Genomic DNA, 19,204 nt, shown 5'->3' with positions numbered 1-19,204 from the left:
GCTGCAGGAGGGCGGAACGATGAAATACGTGCTTCGATCGCTGGACCGGTTCGGTGCCCCGAGGTGGGAGCGGCTCAGCCGGAGCGACGCGGCGGTGCTCGTCGGCTACTGGTACGGGAGAGGCGCGGCGGCGGAGCGGCCGCTCGAACGGTTGACGTGCGCTCGAGGCATGATGATGACGCTGTTCTGCGCTGCCGCACCGTGGGACGAGATCGCGAAAGCAGCGGACGGATACGTCAATGAGGCCCTCGCCGCCCCGCGCGACGCAGAGAGCACAATCATGCGGGCGATCCATCTTACCGAGTGCATGCAAATCCAGCTCGTCTTCCCGGACGACGCCGCGAGGCGAGCGCGGCTCATCGAGGCGGGGTCTGCGTTGCTCGCCGAGCAATCCGGGACACGCGGGGTCCCGGGACACGCGGAGACGCTCGCCGATCTGAAGCTCCACTTGGCTGCGGTGGGCGAGCGCCGGGAGGCGCTGCCCGCCCTCGAAGGGCTGGAGTTAGGGTGCTACTCGCTGCTCGAACCGGTGCATCGCGCCGACGGCGCCGCCTTCGCTGAAGCCATCGATGCGATCGTGAGGGGCGCGAGGGACCGGGGCACGCGCTGCGCGCGCCCGGACAGCGCCCTGTTCGTGCAGCGGATCCAGGGCTTCGAGGATGTCGGCTCAGGCTTTCTGTACGGCGGATCGCGCCGGATCGGCGCGGTCTTCGGCCTCCGGGTGCCGGAGCCGCCCCCTGACACCTTGCCCTTCTATCCGCCGGACGCGCGCAGCGGGTGAGGCGGGGCGAGGGGGCCGCGGGCGACAGCAGGATCCCCCCCGGCGGCCCGCGCGATCACCACCGCCCCCACGTCACCCCGAGCTTCGTCTCCGCGAGCTGCTCCTCCCCGAGCGGCGCGAGGAGCCGGACCGCCCCGCACCACGTCAGCGACACCGTCCGCCGCTCCCCGTCGATGCGAACGGTCTGCAGCACCGCCTCCGGCGTGAAGATCTTCGGCGCCCCCGGCGGGCGCACCGACAGGCCCGGCGCCTCCCCGGGGAGCGCGAGCTGCACCTCCGGCTGCCCCTGCACCAGGTACTTCAGGATCACGAGCTCGTCGCCCCGCAGCCGCTCGGCGGCCAGCCCCGGCGCCGCGCCCTGCACGAACCGCGGCAGCACCTCGTTCTTGCGGAACGGCCCCCCGAGGTCCGCCCCGTCCGCGAACGCCATCTCCCGGATCGGCTTCGCCGGCGGATCGTGCTCCAGGAAGGCGCCGAGCCCCCGCATGATCCGCGGATACCAGGTGTGCGCCACCCAGCCGAGCCCGCCGGAGGCCGGCGCGTCGAGCCACGCCCGCGGCGCCTGCACGAAGAAGCGCGACGCCGCGAGCGGATCCCCCGGGTCCTCGATCTGCGGCAGGAGCTCGCCGTCCGCCCGGTCCCGGTCGACGTCGAGGAAATACCCCCGCCCGACCTTGTTCCGCGGGTAGGCGAAGACGCCCTCCTCGCGCGGCGAGGGCTCGACCCGCCGCCCCTTGCGGCGCTCGGGCGGGTCGAGCTCGTCGTGGGCGTATGCGTCGTAGCCGCCGTAGGCCAGGTCCCACGACAGCGGCACGCTCTCGAACGGCGCCGGATCCGGGAAGCGCACCTGCCCCTCGAGCGTCACCTCCACCCGGCGCTCGCCGAGCACCCGCAGCACGCGCGCGCTCCGCCCCGCGGCCACGCCGACCATGAGCTCGCGCACCTTGCCCGGCGCGTGCGCCCGGCCGGTCACCACCACGTCGGTGGCCGGCTTCGGCGGGAACAGGTCCGTGTCGTCGCGCAGCGCGCGGTAGCGGTCGTGCTGGTCGGTCTCGATGTCGGGGTCGATGACGACCGGCGCCTGCTCGTCCGCGAGCGTCACCCGGCCGCCCGCGAAGGAGTAGGTGCGCTTGGCCACGCAGACCATCCACACCTTGCCGTCGTGGCTCTTCGCGCACCGCACGGTCTGGGTCGCACGCGGGGAGGCCTCTGCGCTCATCGGGCTCCTTGCAGGCTCGCGTTTCGACGGGTATCTCCGCCCACGCGCGCGCGCAAGGGCGAGGACCGGCGCGCGCACGCGCTGAGCCGCGGCGCCCGCGCCGAGCCACGCGCGGCGCCCGGCCCTGCGCTACGATGCGGCCGTGACGGACGCGCCCGCCCCTCCCCCGCAGGCTCCCTCGCCGCAGGATCCTCCGCCGCAGGCCGGCGCCCTCGCGCCCGCGCCCGGCGCGGAGCTCGCGCCGCGCGCTCGGGTGGTGCCCCTCGCCTCGGGGCGCTCCATCGAGATCGCCGAGGAGGGCGCCGGCGAGCGGATCCAGATCCGCGCCGCGGCCGGGCGGATCCTGGTCTCCATCCGGATGACCGACGACGGGCCGGTGCTGTCGCTCGCGGGCGCGTCGCTGGAGATCGCCGCCGCGAGGACGCTCTCGCTCTCGTGCGACACGCTGCAGATCCAGGCGGCGCAGGACGCCGCCATCGAGGTGGGCGGGAGCCTGCACGAGCGGGTGCGCGGCAGCGCGGTGCGCGAGGCCGGCCGGAGCGCGCGCACGACGGCGCGCGAGGTGAAGGTCGAGGCGTCGCCCGGCGGCGTGGAGATCCGGGCGAACGACGACGTCGACATCGTCGGGGAGCGGGTGCGGCTCAACTCCGAGGATCCGCCGATGCCGCTGTCCTGGGAGGAGTTCCGCGCGCGCCAGGCGCTCGCCGGCGGCCCCGGGCAGCCCTCCGCGCTGGCCGCCGGAGAGGCGGCGCCGCGAGCGCCGGACGGCGGCGCCCGCCCCGGGGAGTGAGAGGAGCGCTCACTCGGCCCGCAGCTTCTCCAGGAGCGCCATCAGCTCGGCGGAGAGCGCCATGTGGCCCGCGGCCTTCTTCGTCCACACCCGCACGATCGGCATCAGCGCCGCCCGCTGGATGGCGAGCGCGTCGAGGACCTCGCCGGCCGCACCGCGCTCCAGCCCCACCGCGATCCGGGCGTACTCCTCCAGGGCGATCGGGCCGCGGAACGTCTCCACGGCCGCGACGTAGGCGGCGTCGTGCGCGGCGCGCAGCCGGCCGCCGGCGCGCGCGTCCTTGTCCAGGAGGGCCCGGAAGCGGTGCTCCACCGCGTCCCAGGCGCGCTCGCCGAGCCCGTGCGCGCGCAGCACCTCCGGCCGCGGCGCGCGCCGCTCGGCGATCTCGGCGGAGATCGCCGCGAAGCGCTCCACCGGCACGTCCTCCGGTCGCACGGCCGGCTCCGGCGCGGGCGCGGGCGCGGCGAGCGGCGACGGGGGATCCTTCGCGGGCTCGGTCGCCGAGCTCGGCGGCGCGGAGGGCGGCGGTGCGTTCGCCTGCGCCGCGGCCGGAGGCGGCAGCGAGCTCGGCAGCCGCTGACCGAGGATCGGGGGCGGCGGCGGCGGCGCGATGCCCGGATCAGGGACAGGCGTCGCTGCGACGCGCCCTGTCTGGAACGGCAGCGGCTCCGCGGGCACGGGCACGAGGCCCGAGGTCAGGGTGCCCGGCGTCAGCGTGCGCGGCACCAGGGTGTCCGTCCCCTCGTCGAGGGCGCCGGCCGCGGCGCGCGGCCGCGGCTCGGCGGGCGCCGGCGGGAGCGGCGCCGACGACCGGTCGCTCGGCGCCGCCCCGGGGGGCCGCGCGGGCGCGCCGCTCCCCTCCCCGGCGCCGCCCTGCGCCGCCGGCGCGAAGGGCAGCCCCGACGGCGAAACGAACGGCAGCGCGTTGGAGGAGCCCGCCGCGCGCAGATCCGGCACGAGCGTGGTCACCATCGCCGCCGGCAGAGCTCCGCCCGCCGCCCCGGGCGCGGGCGCGCCGGTGTCGTCCCGCTCCGGCGCGAAGGCGGCGATCGCCGGCATCAGCGTCTCCGCCAGCTCGGCCTCGGCCCCCGGACGCTCCGCGGTCACCACCGCCGTCACGTCCTCGGCCGCGTGCCGCAGCGGCACCGCCCCGCGCCACGTCAGCGTGCAGATCCCGCGATCCGCGTCGATCCACAGCGTGTCGCAGCGCAGCCGCATCTCCTGCGGCGCGGCGCCGCCGCGGAGCAGCGCCGCGCGCGGGATCACGCCCTCCAGCGCGGTCGCGAGCTCGGGGTGCCGGGGGTGCAGGTGCTCGAGGACGAGCCGCTCGCCCGCGGGCAGCTGGTCGAGCTGCTGGTCGGGCGGCGCCGCGTTGAAGTAGCCGGGATCGATGTCCTCCGGCAGAGGCCGCTCCGCCCAGGCGTCGTGGCCGAACGTGGCGGCGTGCCGGCGCAGCCTCGCGGCCCGCTCGGGCCACGACGGCGCGATCGGCCCGAAGCCCGCGGGCGGCAGCGGCTCCGCCGGGCCGCGGAGCTCGGCGCCGGGCGGCAGGAGGCTCGGCGCCGGCCGGAGCCCGCGCGCGTCGGGCGCCGCGTTCGCGGGGATGCCCACTGGGTTCCAGCCGTCGGGCCCGCGCGCCGCGCGCTCCCACCGGAGCGACGCCCTGGCGAACGGCGCGGCCGCCGTGATCTGCCCGCCCGGCGTCCACGCGCGCTGGCCGTGCACCTCGATCCGCTTGTCGATCGCGCCGATCGCGAGCCGCGCCACGAGCGAGGCCGAGGGCTCGCCGCGGGGCGCGTGGGCGTGGCCGACCACGAGCACGTCCACGCGGCGCTTGAAGGGCGCGAGATCGCTCGCGGCCCACAGGCTCGCCCGGGGGTCGTCGCCCCACGGGACGTCCGCCTCCCACGGCGCCTCCTGCGCGGGCGCGAGGCGCGAGCGCCCCGGCTCGAGCGCGAAGGTCGCCTTGCAGACCACGGTGAGCGCGAAGGCCTCGGGGCGGGGCCGCCAGACGAGGGACGCGACGCGGAGCGGGCAGGTCGAGGAGACGCGCACGCCGGGAGCTTATCGCGCCCGGGCGGCCGGCGACGGCGCGCCCGGCGCGGCGCCGGCGCTACTCCTGCCAGAGGACGCCGAGCTCGATCTCCACGGCGTCGAACGGCGCCGCGCGCACGGTGACGTCGCCCTCCCACGCGCCCATGCGCGCGAACCGCCCGCCGTCGATGCGGTAGACCTCGAGGCGCCGGCCCCGCGGATCGATGAGCCAGTAGTGCGTCACGAGCTCGCGCGCGTAGATCTCCATCTTGTCGCGGCGGTCGAGCGCCTCGGTGGACGGCGAGATCACCTCGCACACCCAGTCGGGCGCGAGGAAGATGGCCGCGTTCCGCATCGGGATCTGCGGCATCCGGTCGCGGCGCCACGCGGCGATGTCGGGGATCACGATGTCCGGATCGGTGCCGAGGTGCAGCTCGGGCTCGACCAGGAGCGCCCACCGGCCAGGCCCCTTGATGCCCCGGCGAAACGGGAGGTAGAGCTCGCCGGCCAGGACCGACGTGACGTTGCGACAGGACAGGGACGGCCGCGGCGTCGCGTGGAGGACGCCGTTCAGGATCTCCGCCACCTGATTCGGGGGCGTGTCGAGCACATCCTGGTACGTGGCGCGACGACCGTCGGACATGGTCGGAACTTAGCACGCACGCCGCGCGCAGCGGCTCACGTCGCGAAGATCTGACGCATGTCCTGGAACGACTTGAACTCGAGCGCGTGGCCGCTCGGGTCGACGACGAAGAGCGTCGCCTGCTCTCCCGGCTCGCCGACGAAGCGGATGTGCGGCTCGATCAGGAACGCGACCCCGAGCCCGCGCAGCCGCTCGACCAGCGCGTGCCAGGCGCGCCACTCGAGGATGGCGCCGAAGTGGCGCACCGGCACGTCCTTGCCGTCGACCGGGTTCGTGGGGAGCACGGCGCCGGGCTCATCGACGAGGTGGGCCGAGATCTGGTGGCCGAAGAAGTCGAAATCGATCCACCGGGCGGCCTCGCGGCCGACGCGGCAGCCCAGCACGTCGACGTAGAAGCGGCGGGTCGCCTCGAGGTCCGAGACCGGGAAGGCGAGGTGGAACGGCGGGGCCTGGGTCATCGAGGTCCTCCCTTTGCGGCGCCCGCCATCGTAGGGGAGGCGGCGGTCTCGGGACAGGCCCGCCGCCGGGCCGGCGCCGCCCGCCGGCCCCTCCGCGCCGCCAGGCGCCGCCTGCGGGCCTGCCGCCGCCCGCGCCCCTGGACGCCCCCGGGCCCCCGACCGGCGCGCCAGGGCGCGTCGAAATTCCCCGAGCGGCCCCCCGATCGCCGCAGCTTCGTTGTAGATTCCGCCGCCATGAGCGAAGCCGCCCCCTCTCCCAGTCAACGCCCCCGCCCGCTCGTCCTCTGCATCCTCGACGGATTCGGCGAGCGCGAAGAAAAGGACCAGAACGCGATCGCCCTCGCGAAGATGCCGAACCTGGACGCGATCAAGCGCGACGCGCAGCAGACGCTGATCGGGACGAGCGGCCCCGACGTCGGCCTCCCGGTGGGGCAGATGGGCAACAGCGAGGTCGGCCACCTGAACTTCGGCGCGGGGAGGATCGCGCTGATGGACATCTCGCGCATCGACGTCGCGATCGCCGAGAACAAGCTCGGCTCGAACGAGATCATCGATCGCACGTTCCGCATCGCGCAGGACCGCAAGTGCCGGCTGCACCTGTTCGGCCTCGTCTCGGACGGCGGCGTGCACTCGTCGCTCGATCACTTCTTCGCGCTGTTCAAGCTCGCGAAGTTCCACGAGGTGCCCGTGGTCCTGCACGCGTTCCTCGACGGGCGCGACACGCCGCCGAAGAGCGCGTGGGGCTACGTCGAGAAGGTCCAGGAGGCGCTCGAGGGCGTCGGCGTCATCGGCACCATCGCGGGCAGGTACTACGCCATGGACCGCGACAAGCGCTGGGACCGCGTGACGAAGGCCTACACGGCGATCGTGCGCGGCGACGCGCCGCGGGTCGACACGCCGTTCGACGCGATCCAGCAGTCGTACGCGGCCGGCAAGACGGACGAGTTCGTCGAGCCCGTCCGCATCGGCGACTACAGCGGCATCAAGGGCGACTTCATGGCCGACTTCGCCTCGAAGGAGGCTCGCTGGGAGTGGTGGGGCGAGGAGGTCGGCCTCTCCGTCAACTTCAGGCCCGACCGCATGCGCGAGATCTCGGCGATGCTCACGCGGCGCAACCTGCCGCCCGAGGTCGAGGAGCTCCTCACCGATCGCGGCAAGCCGGTCTACGCCTTCCAGGAGCACTGCTACAGCTGCATGACCGAGTACGACGCGGCGCTGAAGCTGCCGGTCGCGTTCCCGAAGGACGAGGTGACCGACTCGTTCCCCGAGGTGATCTCCCGCGCCGGGCTCACGCAGCTCCGGTGCGCGGAGACCGAGAAGTACGCGCACGTCACGTACTTCTTCAACGGCGGCCGCGAGGAGACGTTCCCGGGCGAGGACCGCAAGCTCGTGCCCTCCCCGCGCGACGTCGCCACCTACGACAAGAAGCCCGAGATGAGCGCGGCCGGCGTCGCGAACGAGGTCGTGGCCGCGATCAAGAGCGGGAAGTACGACTTCATCCTCGTGAACTTCGCGAACCCGGACATGGTCGGGCACACGGGCATCCTCGAGGCCGCCATCCACGCCGTCGAGGCGGTCGACAAGGGGCTCGGCGACATCGCGGACGCCGTGCGCGAGGCCGGCGGCGCGCTCATGATCACCGCGGACCACGGCAACTGCGAGCAGATGAAGGACGAGCACGGCAACCCCCACACCGCCCACACGTTGAACCCGGTGCCGCTCTACTACCTGAACAAGCACGACCCTGGCGTCGTGCTCCGGTCGGGCGGACGCATCTGCGACGTGGCGCCGACGATGCTCGAGATCCTCGGCATCCAGCAGCCCGCGGCGATGACGGGGCGCTCGCTCCGCGTCCGACAGCGGTAAGTGGGCGCCGCGGAGAGGCAGCTCGGCCCGTACATCCTGCGCGAGGCCGTCTCGTCGCGGGCGCTCACGGTGACGTACCGGGCCGAGCACGAAGGGCTCGGCCGGGCGGCGCTCATCAAGACGCTGAAGCCCACGGTGTCGGCCGCGAGCGCGTTCGCGGCCGGCCTCGAGCGCGAGGCGAAGATCCTCGCCCGCATCCGGCACCCCAACATCATCGACATCCACGATTTCCAGCGCGACGAGGACCGGATCTGGCTGGTGCTCGAGCCGCTCTCGGGCCCGACGCTCGCGGAGCTGTGCGCGCGGGCCGGCCGCCTCCACGAGGGCGCCGCGGCGGCCATCGCGCTGGAGATCGCGCGCGGGCTCGGGCACGCGCACGAGCGCGGGGTCGTGCACCGCGAGCTGCGCCCGGAGCGCGTCATCGTCACGCCGCCCGGCGGCGTGAAGATCCTGGAGTTCGCGGCGGCGTTCGACGGCCGGCTGCCGTCGCTGCCCGAGCCGTTCGAGGGCAGCGACACGTTCGCGCGGCCCGACTACATGGCGCCGGAGCAGATCCTCGGGGCGGAGGCCGGGCCGCAGGCCGACGTGTTCGCGCTCGGCGTGGTGCTGTTCGAGATGCTCGCCGGCGCGCGCCCGTTCGACGAGCCGAAGCAGGAGCCCGCCGACGCGGGCGCTGCGCCTTCCGCCTCCCGCGCGTCGCGCGCGCCGCGCGCGCCGCGCGAGCGCGAGGAGGACCGGTGGGCCGAGGGCCGGGCCGTCGCGCACCGCATCCGCAGCGCGCCGCCGCAGCCGCTGCGGGCGCTCGTGCCCGACGTGTCGCGCGGCCTGGAGCGGGTGGTGCTCCGGTGCCTCGAGAAGGAGCCGGAGCAGCGCTACGAGAACGGCCGCGCCGTCGCGGACGCCCTGGCCGAGGAGCTCGCCGAGCACGGCCATGCGCAGCCGAGGGCGCTCATCGGCAGGGCGCTCGCGGCGGCGAAGCTCGGCGGGGACGAGCTCCCCCTCGCCCACGTGCCGTCCGTCCGCCCGGCCGCCGAGCGGCGCCACGCGGCGTCGCTCGCGCCGGACGCGGTCCGGCTCCTCGGCATCTTCGCGCTGGTCGTCGCGGGCGGCGCGCTCATCGAGCTCGGCCTGCGCGAGCAGGACGCGGTCGGCCCGCCCAGCGCCGACGCCAGGCAGCCCGGCGCGCCGTCGGAGGGGCGCGGCTACCTGAAGGTGCTCGCCCGGCCGTGGGCGGAGGTCGTCATCGACGGGGAGCTCATCGACGTGACGCCGATGGCGCGGCCGATCCCGCTCCAGGCGGGGCGGCACTACGTCACGTTCCGCCACCCGAACGCGCCCGAGGAGAAGCGCACGATCACCGTCTCCGCCGGGCAGACGGTCACGCTCGACGTGAGCATGCGGATCGACCGCAGCGCGCTCGACGCGGGCGCGCCGCCGGTGGAGGACAGGGACGCCTCGCCCTGACCGCGAGGGGGGCAGCGCCTACGCGGCGCCGCCGCCCTGCCCCGCGCCGCCCTCGCCCGCCGCGCGGCGGCGGAGCGCGTCGAGCGCGATCAGCGGTCGCTCCCGCTTCTCGTGGAGCTCGCCGAGGCACGCGCCGCTGCCGCGCTCGAGCGCGCGGCAGCAGTCGGGCCGCACCTCGTAGATCGAGCACAGGAAGCGGCCGAGCTCCGCGTCCAGCGTGAGCGCGGCGCATCGGCCGTCCTCGACGCGCATGTAGCAGCGGTTGCCGATGAACCGCGTGAGCGCCCGCGCGCGATCGTCCATGCGATCGTAGTCGCAGCCGAAGACCCGGATGTACTCGGGCAGGGTCGAGAAGCAGCAGGTGCCGCACGCGGTGCACTCGGGCACGTCCGCCTCGCCGCGGCCGCCCGCGCTCGCCGCGCCGCGCGCGCCCCCGCCCGTCAGAGCCGGACCTCCACGTGCGTCCCGCGCTTCAGCTCCTCGAGCCACTTCTGCTTGGCCTTCTGCAGGATCTCCGCCTGCAGCCGCTGGAGGATCTCCGGCCGGGCGGCCTCGAGCGTCGTGAAGCGCGACGGCTGGCGGCTGAGGAGCTTCATCACCACGAGCGCGTCGCCCGCGCGCATCGGCCCGGCCACGCCGCCCGGCTCGATCGCCATCAGCGCCGCCTCGAGCTCCGGGGCCATCACCTCGCGCTGGCCGCTCGCCGCGGCCTGCGTCCCCTGCGGCGCGCGGACCCCGAGGTCGCCGCCCTCGTCGCGGGTCGCGGTGTCGTCCGAGAACTGCCGCGCGAGCGCCGCGAAGTCCTCGCCCCGCCGCGCGCGGTCGGCGAGCGCCGCCGCGAGCGCGCGCCGCTCCTCGATCGCCTCGGCGCTCGATCCGGGCAGGATGCGCAGGACGATCCACGCCGGGTGGTACTCGCGCCGCCGGCGCTCCTCGCGCACCATCCGGTCGTAAGCGGACCGCACGTCCTGCTCGGTGAGGCGCACCCGCCCCTTCACCCGGAGCTGCAGCATCTTCCCCTCGAGGATCTGCCGGCGGATCTCGTCGCGGTACTCCTGCTCGGTGAGCCCGGAGCTCGTCCGCGCCAGCCGGAACAGCTCCTCGACCGTCGTCTGCTCGGCGGCGGCGATGTTCCGGAAGGCGTTCTCGATCTCGTCCGAGGTCACGCGGATATTGGCCTTCTCGGCGGCCTGGCTCTCGAGCTCCTCGTCCACCACCTTCTGGACGAGCTCGCGGAAGAGCTGCGACTCGGCCGCCGCCTGCTGCGGGCCCGGCGGGACCCGGGCCTGGATCTGCAGGAGGAAGGGGCGGGCCCGCTGCCGCAGGTCCGAGAGCAGGATGGCGCGATCGCCGACGACCGCGACGATCCGCTCGCTCACGACCGCGTGGGCGAGCGGCGAGGCGAGGGCGGCGGCGGTGATGAGCCCGGCGAGGGCGATGCGGAGCGGGGCGCGCATCGCGCGGCTCTACCATTTGACCCCGGCCGGTTCCACGCGTTTCCGGCCCCGCGCGGCCCGACATGACGCGCCGCGCCTCGCTGCGGAGCGCGCCGCGCCGCGGCCGCCCACGCCGCGCCGCGGCCGTCCAGCCTGTTGCCGCAGCGATCCCGGCGCGGTAAGCGGCCGCCATGACGACCTTTGCCGAGCCCACGCAGGGACAACCGATCTCCATGTCGCGGGCAGGCACGCTGGTCGACCGGACAACCCCATCGTCCCCCTCATCGAGGGCGCGTGGCCCCGCTCGGTCCCGCACGCCTCGATGGCAATGCGGGGGTGTGAGCAGTGAAGTTGTCCAGCACCAGGTGAATCCGACTCGCCCGCGGGTAGGCACGGGCGATCCGACAACCCCGGCCCTTCAACCCTCGAGGAACTAGTGGAAACTCAATATTCTACCATCATCTACACGAAGACGGACGAGGCGCCGGCCTTGGCCACCTATTCGCTCCTCCCGATCGTCGAGGCGTTCACGAAGGCCGCTGGGGTCCGGGTCGAGACGCGCGACATCTCCCTGGCGGGCCGCATCCTCGCCAACTTCCCGGAGCGCCTGACGGACGGCCAGAAGCTCGGCGACCACCTGGCAGAGCTCGGCGAGCTGGCCAAGACGCCAAACGCCAACATCATCAAGCTGCCCAACATCAGCGCCTCCATCCCGCAGCTCGTGGCCGCCATCAAGGAGCTGCAGCAGCAGGGCTACGCCGTGCCGGACTACCCCTCCGAGCCGAAGACGGAGGAGGAGAAGGCGATCAAGGCGCGTTACGCCAAGGTGCTCGGCAGCGCCGTGAACCCCGTCCTGCGCGAGGGCAACAGCGATCGCCGCGCCTCGCCCGCCGTCAAGGACTACGCCAAGAAGCACCCGCACTCGATGGGCGCGTGGAGCCGTGACTCGAAGAGCCACGTCGCGCACATGTCGGGCGGCGACTTCTATGGCAGCGAGAAGTCGGTCGTGGTGGACAAGGCGCAGGAGCTGAAGATCGAGCTCGTCGCCGGCGGCAAGACGACCGTGCTCAAGCCGAGCGTCAAGGTGCAGGCGGGCGAGGTCGTCGACGTCAGCGTGATGAGCGCCAAGGCGCTGCGGGCGTTCTACGCCGAGCAGGTGGAGGACGCGAAGAAGCAGGGAGTGCTGTTCTCCCTGCATCTCAAGGCCACGATGATGAAGGTCAGCGACCCGATCCTCTTCGGGCACGCCGTCAGCGTGTTTTATGCCGAGGCGCTCGACAAGCACGCGGCCACGCTGGCCAAGGTCGGCTTCGACCCGAACAACGGCATCGGCGACCTGTACAACAAGATCCAGGGCTTGCCGGCAGACGAGAAGGCGAAGATCGAGGCGGACATCAAGGCCGTCTACGAGCGACGCCCGACGCTGGCCATGGTCGACTCCGACCGCGGCATCACCAACCTGCACGTGCCCTCGGACGTGATCATCGACGCCTCGATGCCGGCGGCCATCCGCTCCAGCGGCAAGATGTACGGCACGGACGGCAAGCTCTACGACACAAAGTTCACGATCCCCGATCGCTCCTACGCCGGCATCTACCAGGCCACGGTCGATTTCCACAAGCAGCACGGGGCGTTCGACCCGCGCACGATGGGCAGCTCGCCGAACGTGGGGCTCATGGCGCAGGCCGCGGAGGAGTACGGCTCGCACGACAAGACCTTCAAGATCCCCGAGAGCGGCACGGTGCGCGTCGTCGACGCCTCCGGCAACGCCCTGCTGGAGCAGAAGGTCGAAGCTGGCGACATCTTCCGCGCTTGCCAGACGAAGGACATCGCGATCAAGGATTGGGTCAAGCTGGCCGTCGCCCGCGCGCGCGCCACGGGCGCCCCGGCGGTGTTCTGGCTCGACGAGAACCGCGCCCACGACAAGAACCTGATCGCCAAGGTCAAGGCCTACCTGCCCGAGCACGACACGAGCGGCCTGGAGCTCCCGATCATGAGCCCGGTGGAGGCGATGAAGTTCACGCTCGGCCGCATGAAGGAGAGCAAGGACACCATCAGCGTCACCGGCAACGTGCTGCGCGACTACCTGACGGACCTGTTCCCGATCCTGGAGCTGGGCACCAGCGCCAAGATGCTCTCCATCGTGCCGCTGCTGGCCGGCGGCGGCCTCTACGAGACCGGCGCCGGCGGCTCGGCGCCGAAGCACGTCCAGCAGCTGCAGAAAGAGAACTACCTGCGCTGGGACTCGCTCGGTGAGTTCCTGGCGCTGCAGGTCTCGATCGAGGACCTCGCCAACAAGACCGACAACGCCAAGGCCAAGGTGCTCGCCAAGGCGCTGGACACGGCGATCGGCCTGTTCCTCGAGAACAACAAGAGCCCGGCGCGCAAGGTCGGCGAGATCGACAACCGCGGCAGCCACTTCTACCTCGCGCTCTACTGGGCGCAGTCCCTCGCCAAGCAGACCGAGGACAAGGAGCTGGCGGCCAAGTTCGGCAAGCTCGCCAAGACGCTGACGGACAACGAGCCCAAGATCAACGACGAGCTGATCGGCGCGCAGGGTAAACCCGTCGACCTCGGCGGCTACTACCACTTCGACGATCAGAAGACGTTCGCCGCGATGCGGCCCAGCGCCACGCTGAACGCGGCCATCGACGGCTTCTCCTGAGCCGCGCGGGGCCCCCGCCGAGCGCGCACGAGTCCACAGGCGACGCGCTCGGCGGCCACGGCCGCCGAGCGTCGCCGTCAGGGCTGCTGGGGCGCCGCTTCCAGGGAGCCGGAGTTACACCGTCTGCCGGAAAGCGCGCGATCAGCCGGAGCCGGCAGCGCCGGGGTATACCGTCCGCCGGGATGCGCGCTCGCGGACGGCCTCGCGCGCAAGCGCGTCGGCGCGCTCGTTGAGCAGCACGCCCGCGTGCCCTGGAACGTACACGAGGCGCGCGCGCGGCCGCGCCGCGAGCGCGTCGCGCAGCGAGGCGATGAGCTCGGCGTTCGCCTTGGCCTTCCACCCCTTCTGGAGCACGCCGATCGAGTACTGGCTGTCGGTGTGGATGACGATGGGCCGCTCCGGCTGGTCCACCTCCTCGAGCGACCGGAGGATCGCCGTCAGCTCCGCGATGTTGTTGGTCGCAGTGCCGAGGTACTCGCTGCGCTCGATCCGCCGGCCGCCGTCGATGATCACCACGCCGAGACCCGCGGGCCCAGGGTTCCCCGAGCACGCGCCGTCGGCGTAGACGATGACGGCCCCCTCCGGGACAGGCGCCGCGGCGGTCGCCCCCCGCGCCGACGCCTTGCGCTGCCCGCGCGCCGCCCCGGCCGGCGCCGGCGCGCCTGCGCCCCCTGCCCCGTCGGGCTGCTCGCCGGCGCGCGCCTTCACGACCGCCTCGGCCGGACCGCAGGTGTCGTCGGGCAGCACCTTCGGGTCGACGATGGTCAGATTGTCCAGGCGGGCCTTGTACTTGCGGCCGTCGTTCGGCTTGTAGCGGATCTCGACGCCGCCTCCTTCCTCGGCGACGAAGGCGCCGGCGGCATCGGCGCGGGCGTAGACGGTTTGACCTCGAAGCGATGCGCGAACCCAGGGCACGCGCGCACCCTGGCATGAATCGCGGGCCGGCGGTACGGGAGACCCGGCCAGCCGAGCGCGGACGATCGGACCGGACGGGCGCGGCCGGGCGCGCGGCGCGGCCGGCCACCGGCCGATGCGCGCCTCCTCGATCCGCTGCAAGGCGGAGCGAGCCACCAGCTGCAAGGCGGAGCGAGCCACCAGCTGCAAGGCGGAGCGAGCCACGCGGGCGATCCGCGCGAGCAGCAGCTTCGTGGAGACGGTCCACGTGCCGGTCAGGCTTGATAGTTAATAAGGCTAACTAATTTTATGGATCGGGGTCATGACGCCGGTGAGAGCCCCCTGCCGTGCCGAAGCCGCGCGGTGAGGGGGCGGCGTCCGGTCCTCCTTACGTGGGGGGCGACGCCGGCGCCGTGGAGGCGACGCCGGCGCCCGTTCACGGGAAGCGCATCAACGTTCATGGGGCCGTGCCGCGAGCGCCGCGGTCGGTCCACCGCTCGATGCGCTCACCGCGGCGCGGTCACCGCTCGATGCAGAGGGCGATGGACCACGAGTTCAGCGTGCCGGAGTCGGACCCGGCGTCGTCCCCGACCCGGAGCGTCCACGTGCCGCTCGCCGGCCGGGACAGGAACGCCGCGAACGAGGCCTCCGGGCGGAAGCACCCGCGGAACGGCGCCACGCCCGCCGTGACCGGGGTCCTGCACCCCATGTCGAAGAGGGTCCCGCGGTAGTCGTCGCCGGAGCCCCCGTTGTCGCTCGAGACATCGACCATCGTCCCCGCCGGAGAGGCGAGCGAGATGTCGACGTCCGCGTCGAACGAGTGCGCGATATCGACCTCGAGCGTCACGCGCCGCACCGCGCCGCTCGCGCCGACCGCGAGGACGCTGGCGGCGACCGCGCGATCCGTGACCGCCTTGGGCACGTCCGTGGACGACTCCACCCACAGCACCTGCCCCGGCGCGCAGCCGCCCACGCCACCGTCGCAGCCGGTCGCGCAGTCCGGGTCGTCGCAATCCGTCTCGCCGTCGAGGTCGTTGTCCTCCGCATCCCCGCAGTTGCGCTCGATCGAGGAGGTACACACGCTCGGCGTGCCCCGGCACGCGTATCCCGCCTCCACGACGCAGGTCGCGCTGCATCCGTCGCCGCTCGCCGTGTTGGCGTCGTCGCAGCCCTCGACGCCGGCCCGCACGAACCCGTCGCCGCACCGCGCGACGCGGCACGTGATGGGGCAGCCGTCGGTGCTGTCGGTGTCGCCGTCGTCGCACTCCTCGCCGGACCGGATCGCGCCGTCGCCGCACCCCTCGCGGAGGCACCCGGGGCTGCACCCGTCGCCGGCGATCCGGTTGCCGTCGTCGCACGCCTCGACGCCGGTGCGCACGAACCCGTCGCCGCACGCGGCCGCCGCGCAGCCGGCCGGGCAGGCGTCGGCGTCGCTCGCGTTGCCGTCGTCGCACGCCTCGACGCCGGCCTGCACGAACCCGTCGCCGCACGAGGCCGCCTTGCACGTCGTGAGGCAAGCGTCGGTGTTGCTCGCGTTGCCGTCGTCACACGCCTCGCCGGCCGCGTTGACGACCCCATCGCCGCACGCGGGCGCCGCGCACGTCCCCGCCGCGCTGCAGACGCGGCTCAGGCAATCGCGCCCGATCGCGCAGCCCATGCCGGCGGCGCACCCGACGCACGCCGGCCCGCCGCAGTCGATGTCCGTCTCCGCGCCGTTCCGCGCGACGTCGGTGCACGACGGGAGGCACGTCGTCCCCGAGCACCGTCCGCCGAGGCAATCGCCGTCCGCCGCGCACGCCTTGCCGGTGGCGCACGGCGGGCACGCCGGCCCGCCGCAGTCGACGTCGGTCTCCGCCCCGTTCGTCGCGCCGTCGGTGCACGAGGACGCCCTGCACGCCCCGTCCCTGCAGATCCCGCTCCGGCAGTCCGCGTCGGCGACGCACGCCGCCGCGTCCGGGCACGGCACGCACGCGGAGCCCCCGCAGTCGACGTCGGTCTCCGCCCCGTTCGTCGCGCCATCGCCGCAATCGGGCGCCACGCACCTGTTCCCGACACAGACGTTGCTCAGGCAATCGCCCGGGGCGAGGCACTCGACGCAGGCGCCGTTTCCGTCGCAGTAGCGCCCTCCGGACGGATCGGCCCCGCCGCACACCGTCGTGGCCGGCGCCGGCGGGTTCTCCGGCGCGCCGGCGACGCAGACGTCGGCCGAGCACGGGTCTCCATCCGAGAAGACGTCGAGCTCGTCGTCGATCTCGATCACGGCGCCTTGCCCGTCGCAAACGCTCTTCCTGCAGTCGCCCGGCACCTGCTCGGCCACGGGCTTGCCCCGCGGCGCAGGGTCGAGGCCGCACCGCCCGCCCTCGCAGGTGCGCCGCTGACACGCGCCGTCGACCCCGGGGCAATCCGCGGCCACGCTGCAGGGCGCCCCGCCCCCGCCGCTCCCGCCGCTTCCGCCGGCCCCTCCGCTCCCGCCGCCCTCGCCGTTCCCGCCGCCGCCGACCTCCGAGCCCGACGGCTCCCGGGGCTGATCGCAGCCGGATGCGGTGATGGCAGCGACGATGACGAGCGGCGACAGGGCCCTCGTGAACGGAGCGCTTCTGAAGAGGTCCGCTGGCACTGGCACCTCGATCTCCTCCGCGTCTCGCGGGAACGGCGATGTCCCTTCAAGGCTCGTTCCGAGCCTGACGGACTCGCGCGGTCGATCCTCAGCGCACTAGACTGATATGGAATCGAGAGGACGCCAGCGGCCGAGCGCGCGAGGCCGCTGCGAGACCGTGCGGACGTTCACGCCCGAGCGCGCGGCCAAGGCGGCGAGCGCGCGCCAGGGCCGGCGCGCCGACATCAGACGATGTGTGCCCGGCTCGTTGCCATGTCACGTCTTCATGCAGCCGCCGACGGTGAGGATCTTCGCGCCGTTGATCTTGGTGCGCATGCACGGGTCGGTGATCCTCTCGGCCACTGTCCCCATCGTGGGGTACGGGATCGGTAAGGGGCTCGGCGCAGCGGGGGTCAGGCAGACGCTCACGGCGATGCCCGTCATCTGATGGCCGGATTTGTCGGTGATCGTATCCAGCCCAAGCGCAGTCACTTTCCCCATGACAAGACCAGCGTACTGGCCTCCCCGCGTGAAGGCAGCCGCCTTGCGGCGCACCGCATACCGCACTCTTTAGAACTGGCAGCATCTCCGACGCACCAATACATCCTAGACGGAACGTACCCGCGGGCGGAGTGAAGACATCCGCTCTGCCTTGCCACGTGCGAGACGTGCGCTCGTCGAGCAAATCTCCGTCGCGTCGAGCGGATTGCGTCCGGCCGCGACCTCCACGTAGCTTCCCAGGATCCACGCACGCCGCTCTCGGCGCGCGCCCAACCAAGGAGGTCAGTTCATGCCCAAGCAACCTGTGCACGACCCCACGGACGTCGATCAGCTCTCGGCTGCCCAGATCGAGGAGCGCGTCGAGAAGACGCTCGCTCACGTCGAGGCCATCAAGGCGCTCTGGCCTGGCATCGAGCGGCTCGAGGAGGACCGGCGCAAGCGCAGCCTCGGCCGCAGCCTCGCCGTGCTGGGGCCACCGCTCGGCAAGCTGTTTGCGCTCCTGCGCCCCAAGGACGGCAAGGAGAGCGTCCTCGCCCGACCGTTCCATGTGCTCGGGGATCAGGACGACGGCGATGATCCCGAGCGGTTCGAGGTCGAGCTGCTGGAGCGGCGCCTGAAGCGCGCCCTGGCCGAGCAGAAGGTCGCCGACGCGCTCGAGGACCTGGCGCGCCACCTCGACGACGACGCCCTCGCCACCGGCGAGGCGGTCATCGGTCCGGGCCTCGCCGCGCTCGACCTGGCGCGCACGATCGCCCGCCAGAACGCGACCCTCCGCGCCATCCTGGCGCCGGTCCTCGACGACTTCCGGGCGATGACCAAGCAGGCGCGCAAGGGGAAGAAGCCCGATGCGCCGAAGGCTGAACCGCCGGCGCCCGCGCCGATCTGACTCAGCCGCCGGCGCCGCACTGCCCGCGGGGTACCCGGCGATGCCTCGCCAGGCATCCGCCGGTACCTCGCCAGGCATCCGCCGGTACCTCGCCAGGCATCCGCCGGTACCTCGCCAGGCATCCGCCGGTACCTCGCCAGGCATCCGCCGGTACCTCGCCAGGCATCCGCCGGTACCTCGCCAGGCATCCGCCGGTACCTCGCCAGGCATCCGCCGGTACCTCGCCAGGCATCCGCCGGTACTCCGCCCGTTCGGCGGAGGCGCCGCCTCGTCAGTATTCGACGTCCTGCTTGAAGACGAGCTCCGAGGAGGGCGATGCGGGATTGGCGTTCTGCTCGAGGCTGATGACGAGCTCGAACCGGGTGAGCGGCACGCTCACGTCCTTGAGCTTGCCGGTGCGGGCATCGGCGTCGAAGTTGAGCGCGCCGACCCGCTGCCAGGGCGAGTCGCTGTCCGGGCGCGCCCAGACGACGTAGGCGGAGCTGCTCGAATCGATGCGCTCGGGCGGCGGGAGGTTCTTCGCGCTGATGTCGAGGCGGGTCATGGCCGCGTCGAAATTGACGTCGGCCACGATCAAGGCGTCGGCGCCCGGCGCCTTCCCGATGCCCTGCGGCGTGTAGCGCAGCGGGCCGCCGCAGCCCGCCATCATCGCGCACGCAAACGCCACGACAGCGAGCCGCAGCACCTTGGAAACATATCCTCTCATCTCGGTAGCTCCTCCTTCATCCCTCTGCTGCGGGCGAAGACGCCTCGCGAGCCGCCGGCACCGGCCGGCGGCCGAAACCGCGGCGGCATCATAGCCGCTTTCGGCGGCGCGGACGGCGCTGACCGAGATGCATCTCGGCGGCCGGACGCGCTGGACGAGCCGGCGGGTCCGCTGCGCGCGCGCTCGCCCCTGGCTCCGCCGCCGCGCGCGCCTCGCCAGCGGCTCCACCGCCGCGCGCGCCTCGCCAGCCGCTCCGCCGCCGCGC

16 protein-coding genes are annotated in these 19,204 nt (G+C 73.4%); 6 read left to right on the top strand and 10 right to left on the bottom strand.

What is annotated here, in order from left to right:
* The first annotated feature begins 19 nt into the window (after positions 1 to 19).
* On the top strand, positions 20 to 781 hold the full coding sequence (locus tag WMF20_RS07145; protein ID WP_437611791.1) for a hypothetical protein: 762 nt from the start codon (positions 20 to 22) through the stop codon (positions 779 to 781).
* Between the two features lie 55 nt (positions 782 to 836).
* On the opposite strand, the gene WMF20_RS07140 is transcribed toward WMF20_RS07145, so the two are convergent.
* On the bottom strand, positions 837 to 2,000 hold the full coding sequence (locus WMF20_RS07140; protein ID WP_437611789.1) for a DUF2169 domain-containing protein: 1,164 nt from the start codon (positions 1,998 to 2,000) through the stop codon (positions 837 to 839).
* 142 nt (positions 2,001 to 2,142) lie between these two features.
* Between WMF20_RS07140 and WMF20_RS07135 the strand changes: the two genes are divergently transcribed.
* Positions 2,143 to 2,790 (top strand): hypothetical protein, encoded by a 648-nt coding sequence (locus WMF20_RS07135; protein WP_437611787.1) that lies wholly within the window; start codon positions 2,143 to 2,145, stop codon positions 2,788 to 2,790.
* A gap of 9 nt (positions 2,791 to 2,799) precedes the next feature.
* Here WMF20_RS07135 and WMF20_RS07130 read toward each other — a convergent pair whose 3' ends face one another.
* Genes WMF20_RS07130 through WMF20_RS07120 form a run of 3 tightly spaced genes read right to left on the bottom strand, consistent with a single transcriptional unit; the run spans position 2,800 to position 5,925 of the window.
* Positions 2,800 to 4,845 (bottom strand): DUF2169 domain-containing protein, encoded by a 2,046-nt coding sequence (locus WMF20_RS07130; protein ID WP_437611785.1) that lies wholly within the window; start codon positions 4,843 to 4,845, stop codon positions 2,800 to 2,802.
* Positions 4,846 to 4,903: 58 nt separating this feature from the next.
* Complete coding sequence (locus WMF20_RS07125; protein WP_129573626.1) at positions 4,904 to 5,467, bottom strand: Uma2 family endonuclease; 564 nt, start codon at positions 5,465 to 5,467, stop codon at positions 4,904 to 4,906.
* Positions 5,468 to 5,502: 35 nt separating this feature from the next.
* A complete protein-coding gene (locus WMF20_RS07120; protein WP_437318619.1) occupies positions 5,503 to 5,925 on the bottom strand; it encodes a VOC family protein in 423 nt (140 codons plus the stop codon).
* Between the two features lie 234 nt (positions 5,926 to 6,159).
* Here WMF20_RS07120 and gpmI point away from each other — a divergent pair, with 234 nt between their 5' ends.
* Positions 6,160 to 7,791 carry a 2,3-bisphosphoglycerate-independent phosphoglycerate mutase gene (gpmI, locus tag WMF20_RS07115; RefSeq protein WP_129573624.1) on the top strand — a complete coding sequence of 544 codons (1,632 nt, stop codon included), beginning with the start codon at positions 6,160 to 6,162 and terminating at the stop codon, positions 7,789 to 7,791.
* Positions 7,792 to 9,255 carry a protein kinase domain-containing protein gene (locus WMF20_RS07110; protein WP_437611782.1) on the top strand — a complete coding sequence of 488 codons (1,464 nt, stop codon included), beginning with the start codon at positions 7,792 to 7,794 and terminating at the stop codon, positions 9,253 to 9,255. It begins immediately after the preceding gene.
* A gap of 18 nt (positions 9,256 to 9,273) precedes the next feature.
* Here WMF20_RS07110 and WMF20_RS07105 read toward each other — a convergent pair whose 3' ends face one another.
* Positions 9,274 to 9,642: a YkgJ family cysteine cluster protein gene (locus tag WMF20_RS07105; protein WP_437611780.1), complete on the bottom strand. Its 369-nt coding sequence runs from the start codon at positions 9,640 to 9,642 to the stop codon at positions 9,274 to 9,276.
* 53 nt (positions 9,643 to 9,695) lie between these two features.
* Entirely contained in the window at positions 9,696 to 10,712 is a 1,017-nt protein-coding gene (locus tag WMF20_RS07100; RefSeq protein WP_129573620.1) for a peptidylprolyl isomerase, read from the bottom strand.
* Positions 10,713 to 11,127: 415 nt separating this feature from the next.
* Here WMF20_RS07100 and WMF20_RS07095 point away from each other — a divergent pair, with 415 nt between their 5' ends.
* Entirely contained in the window at positions 11,128 to 13,356 is a 2,229-nt protein-coding gene (locus tag WMF20_RS07095; protein WP_437611777.1) for an NADP-dependent isocitrate dehydrogenase, read from the top strand.
* 141 nt (positions 13,357 to 13,497) lie between these two features.
* Here WMF20_RS07095 and WMF20_RS07090 read toward each other — a convergent pair whose 3' ends face one another.
* The 3 genes from WMF20_RS07090 to WMF20_RS07080 all read right to left on the bottom strand — a co-directional run bounded on the left by WMF20_RS07090 (position 13,498) and on the right by WMF20_RS07080 (position 17,347).
* The gene (locus WMF20_RS07090) at positions 13,498 to 14,271 is read right to left on the bottom strand and encodes a ribonuclease HI (RefSeq protein WP_437611775.1); all 774 of its coding nucleotides are present in this window, start codon (positions 14,269 to 14,271) and stop codon (positions 13,498 to 13,500) included.
* 499 nt (positions 14,272 to 14,770) lie between these two features.
* Entirely contained in the window at positions 14,771 to 16,873 is a 2,103-nt protein-coding gene (locus WMF20_RS07085) for a DUF4215 domain-containing protein (RefSeq protein WP_437611773.1), read from the bottom strand.
* Positions 16,874 to 17,122: 249 nt separating this feature from the next.
* Positions 17,123 to 17,347, bottom strand: coding sequence for a PAAR-like domain-containing protein (locus WMF20_RS07080; RefSeq protein WP_437611771.1), 225 nt, complete (start codon positions 17,345 to 17,347; stop codon positions 17,123 to 17,125).
* Positions 17,348 to 17,636: 289 nt separating this feature from the next.
* Here WMF20_RS07080 and WMF20_RS07075 point away from each other — a divergent pair, with 289 nt between their 5' ends.
* On the top strand, positions 17,637 to 18,233 hold the full coding sequence (locus tag WMF20_RS07075; RefSeq protein ID WP_437611769.1) for a hypothetical protein: 597 nt from the start codon (positions 17,637 to 17,639) through the stop codon (positions 18,231 to 18,233).
* A gap of 271 nt (positions 18,234 to 18,504) precedes the next feature.
* On the opposite strand, the gene WMF20_RS07070 is transcribed toward WMF20_RS07075, so the two are convergent.
* Positions 18,505 to 18,939, bottom strand: coding sequence for a hypothetical protein (locus WMF20_RS07070; protein WP_207217770.1), 435 nt, complete (start codon positions 18,937 to 18,939; stop codon positions 18,505 to 18,507).
* Between the last annotated feature and the right edge of the window lie 265 nt (positions 18,940 to 19,204).

This window comes from Sorangium sp. So ce834 (genome assembly GCF_051521425.1).
GTDB classification, from domain to species: Bacteria; Myxococcota_A; Polyangia; order Polyangiales; family Polyangiaceae; genus Sorangium; species Sorangium cellulosum_D.
This window is presented reverse-complemented; position numbering and strand designations above follow the sequence as displayed.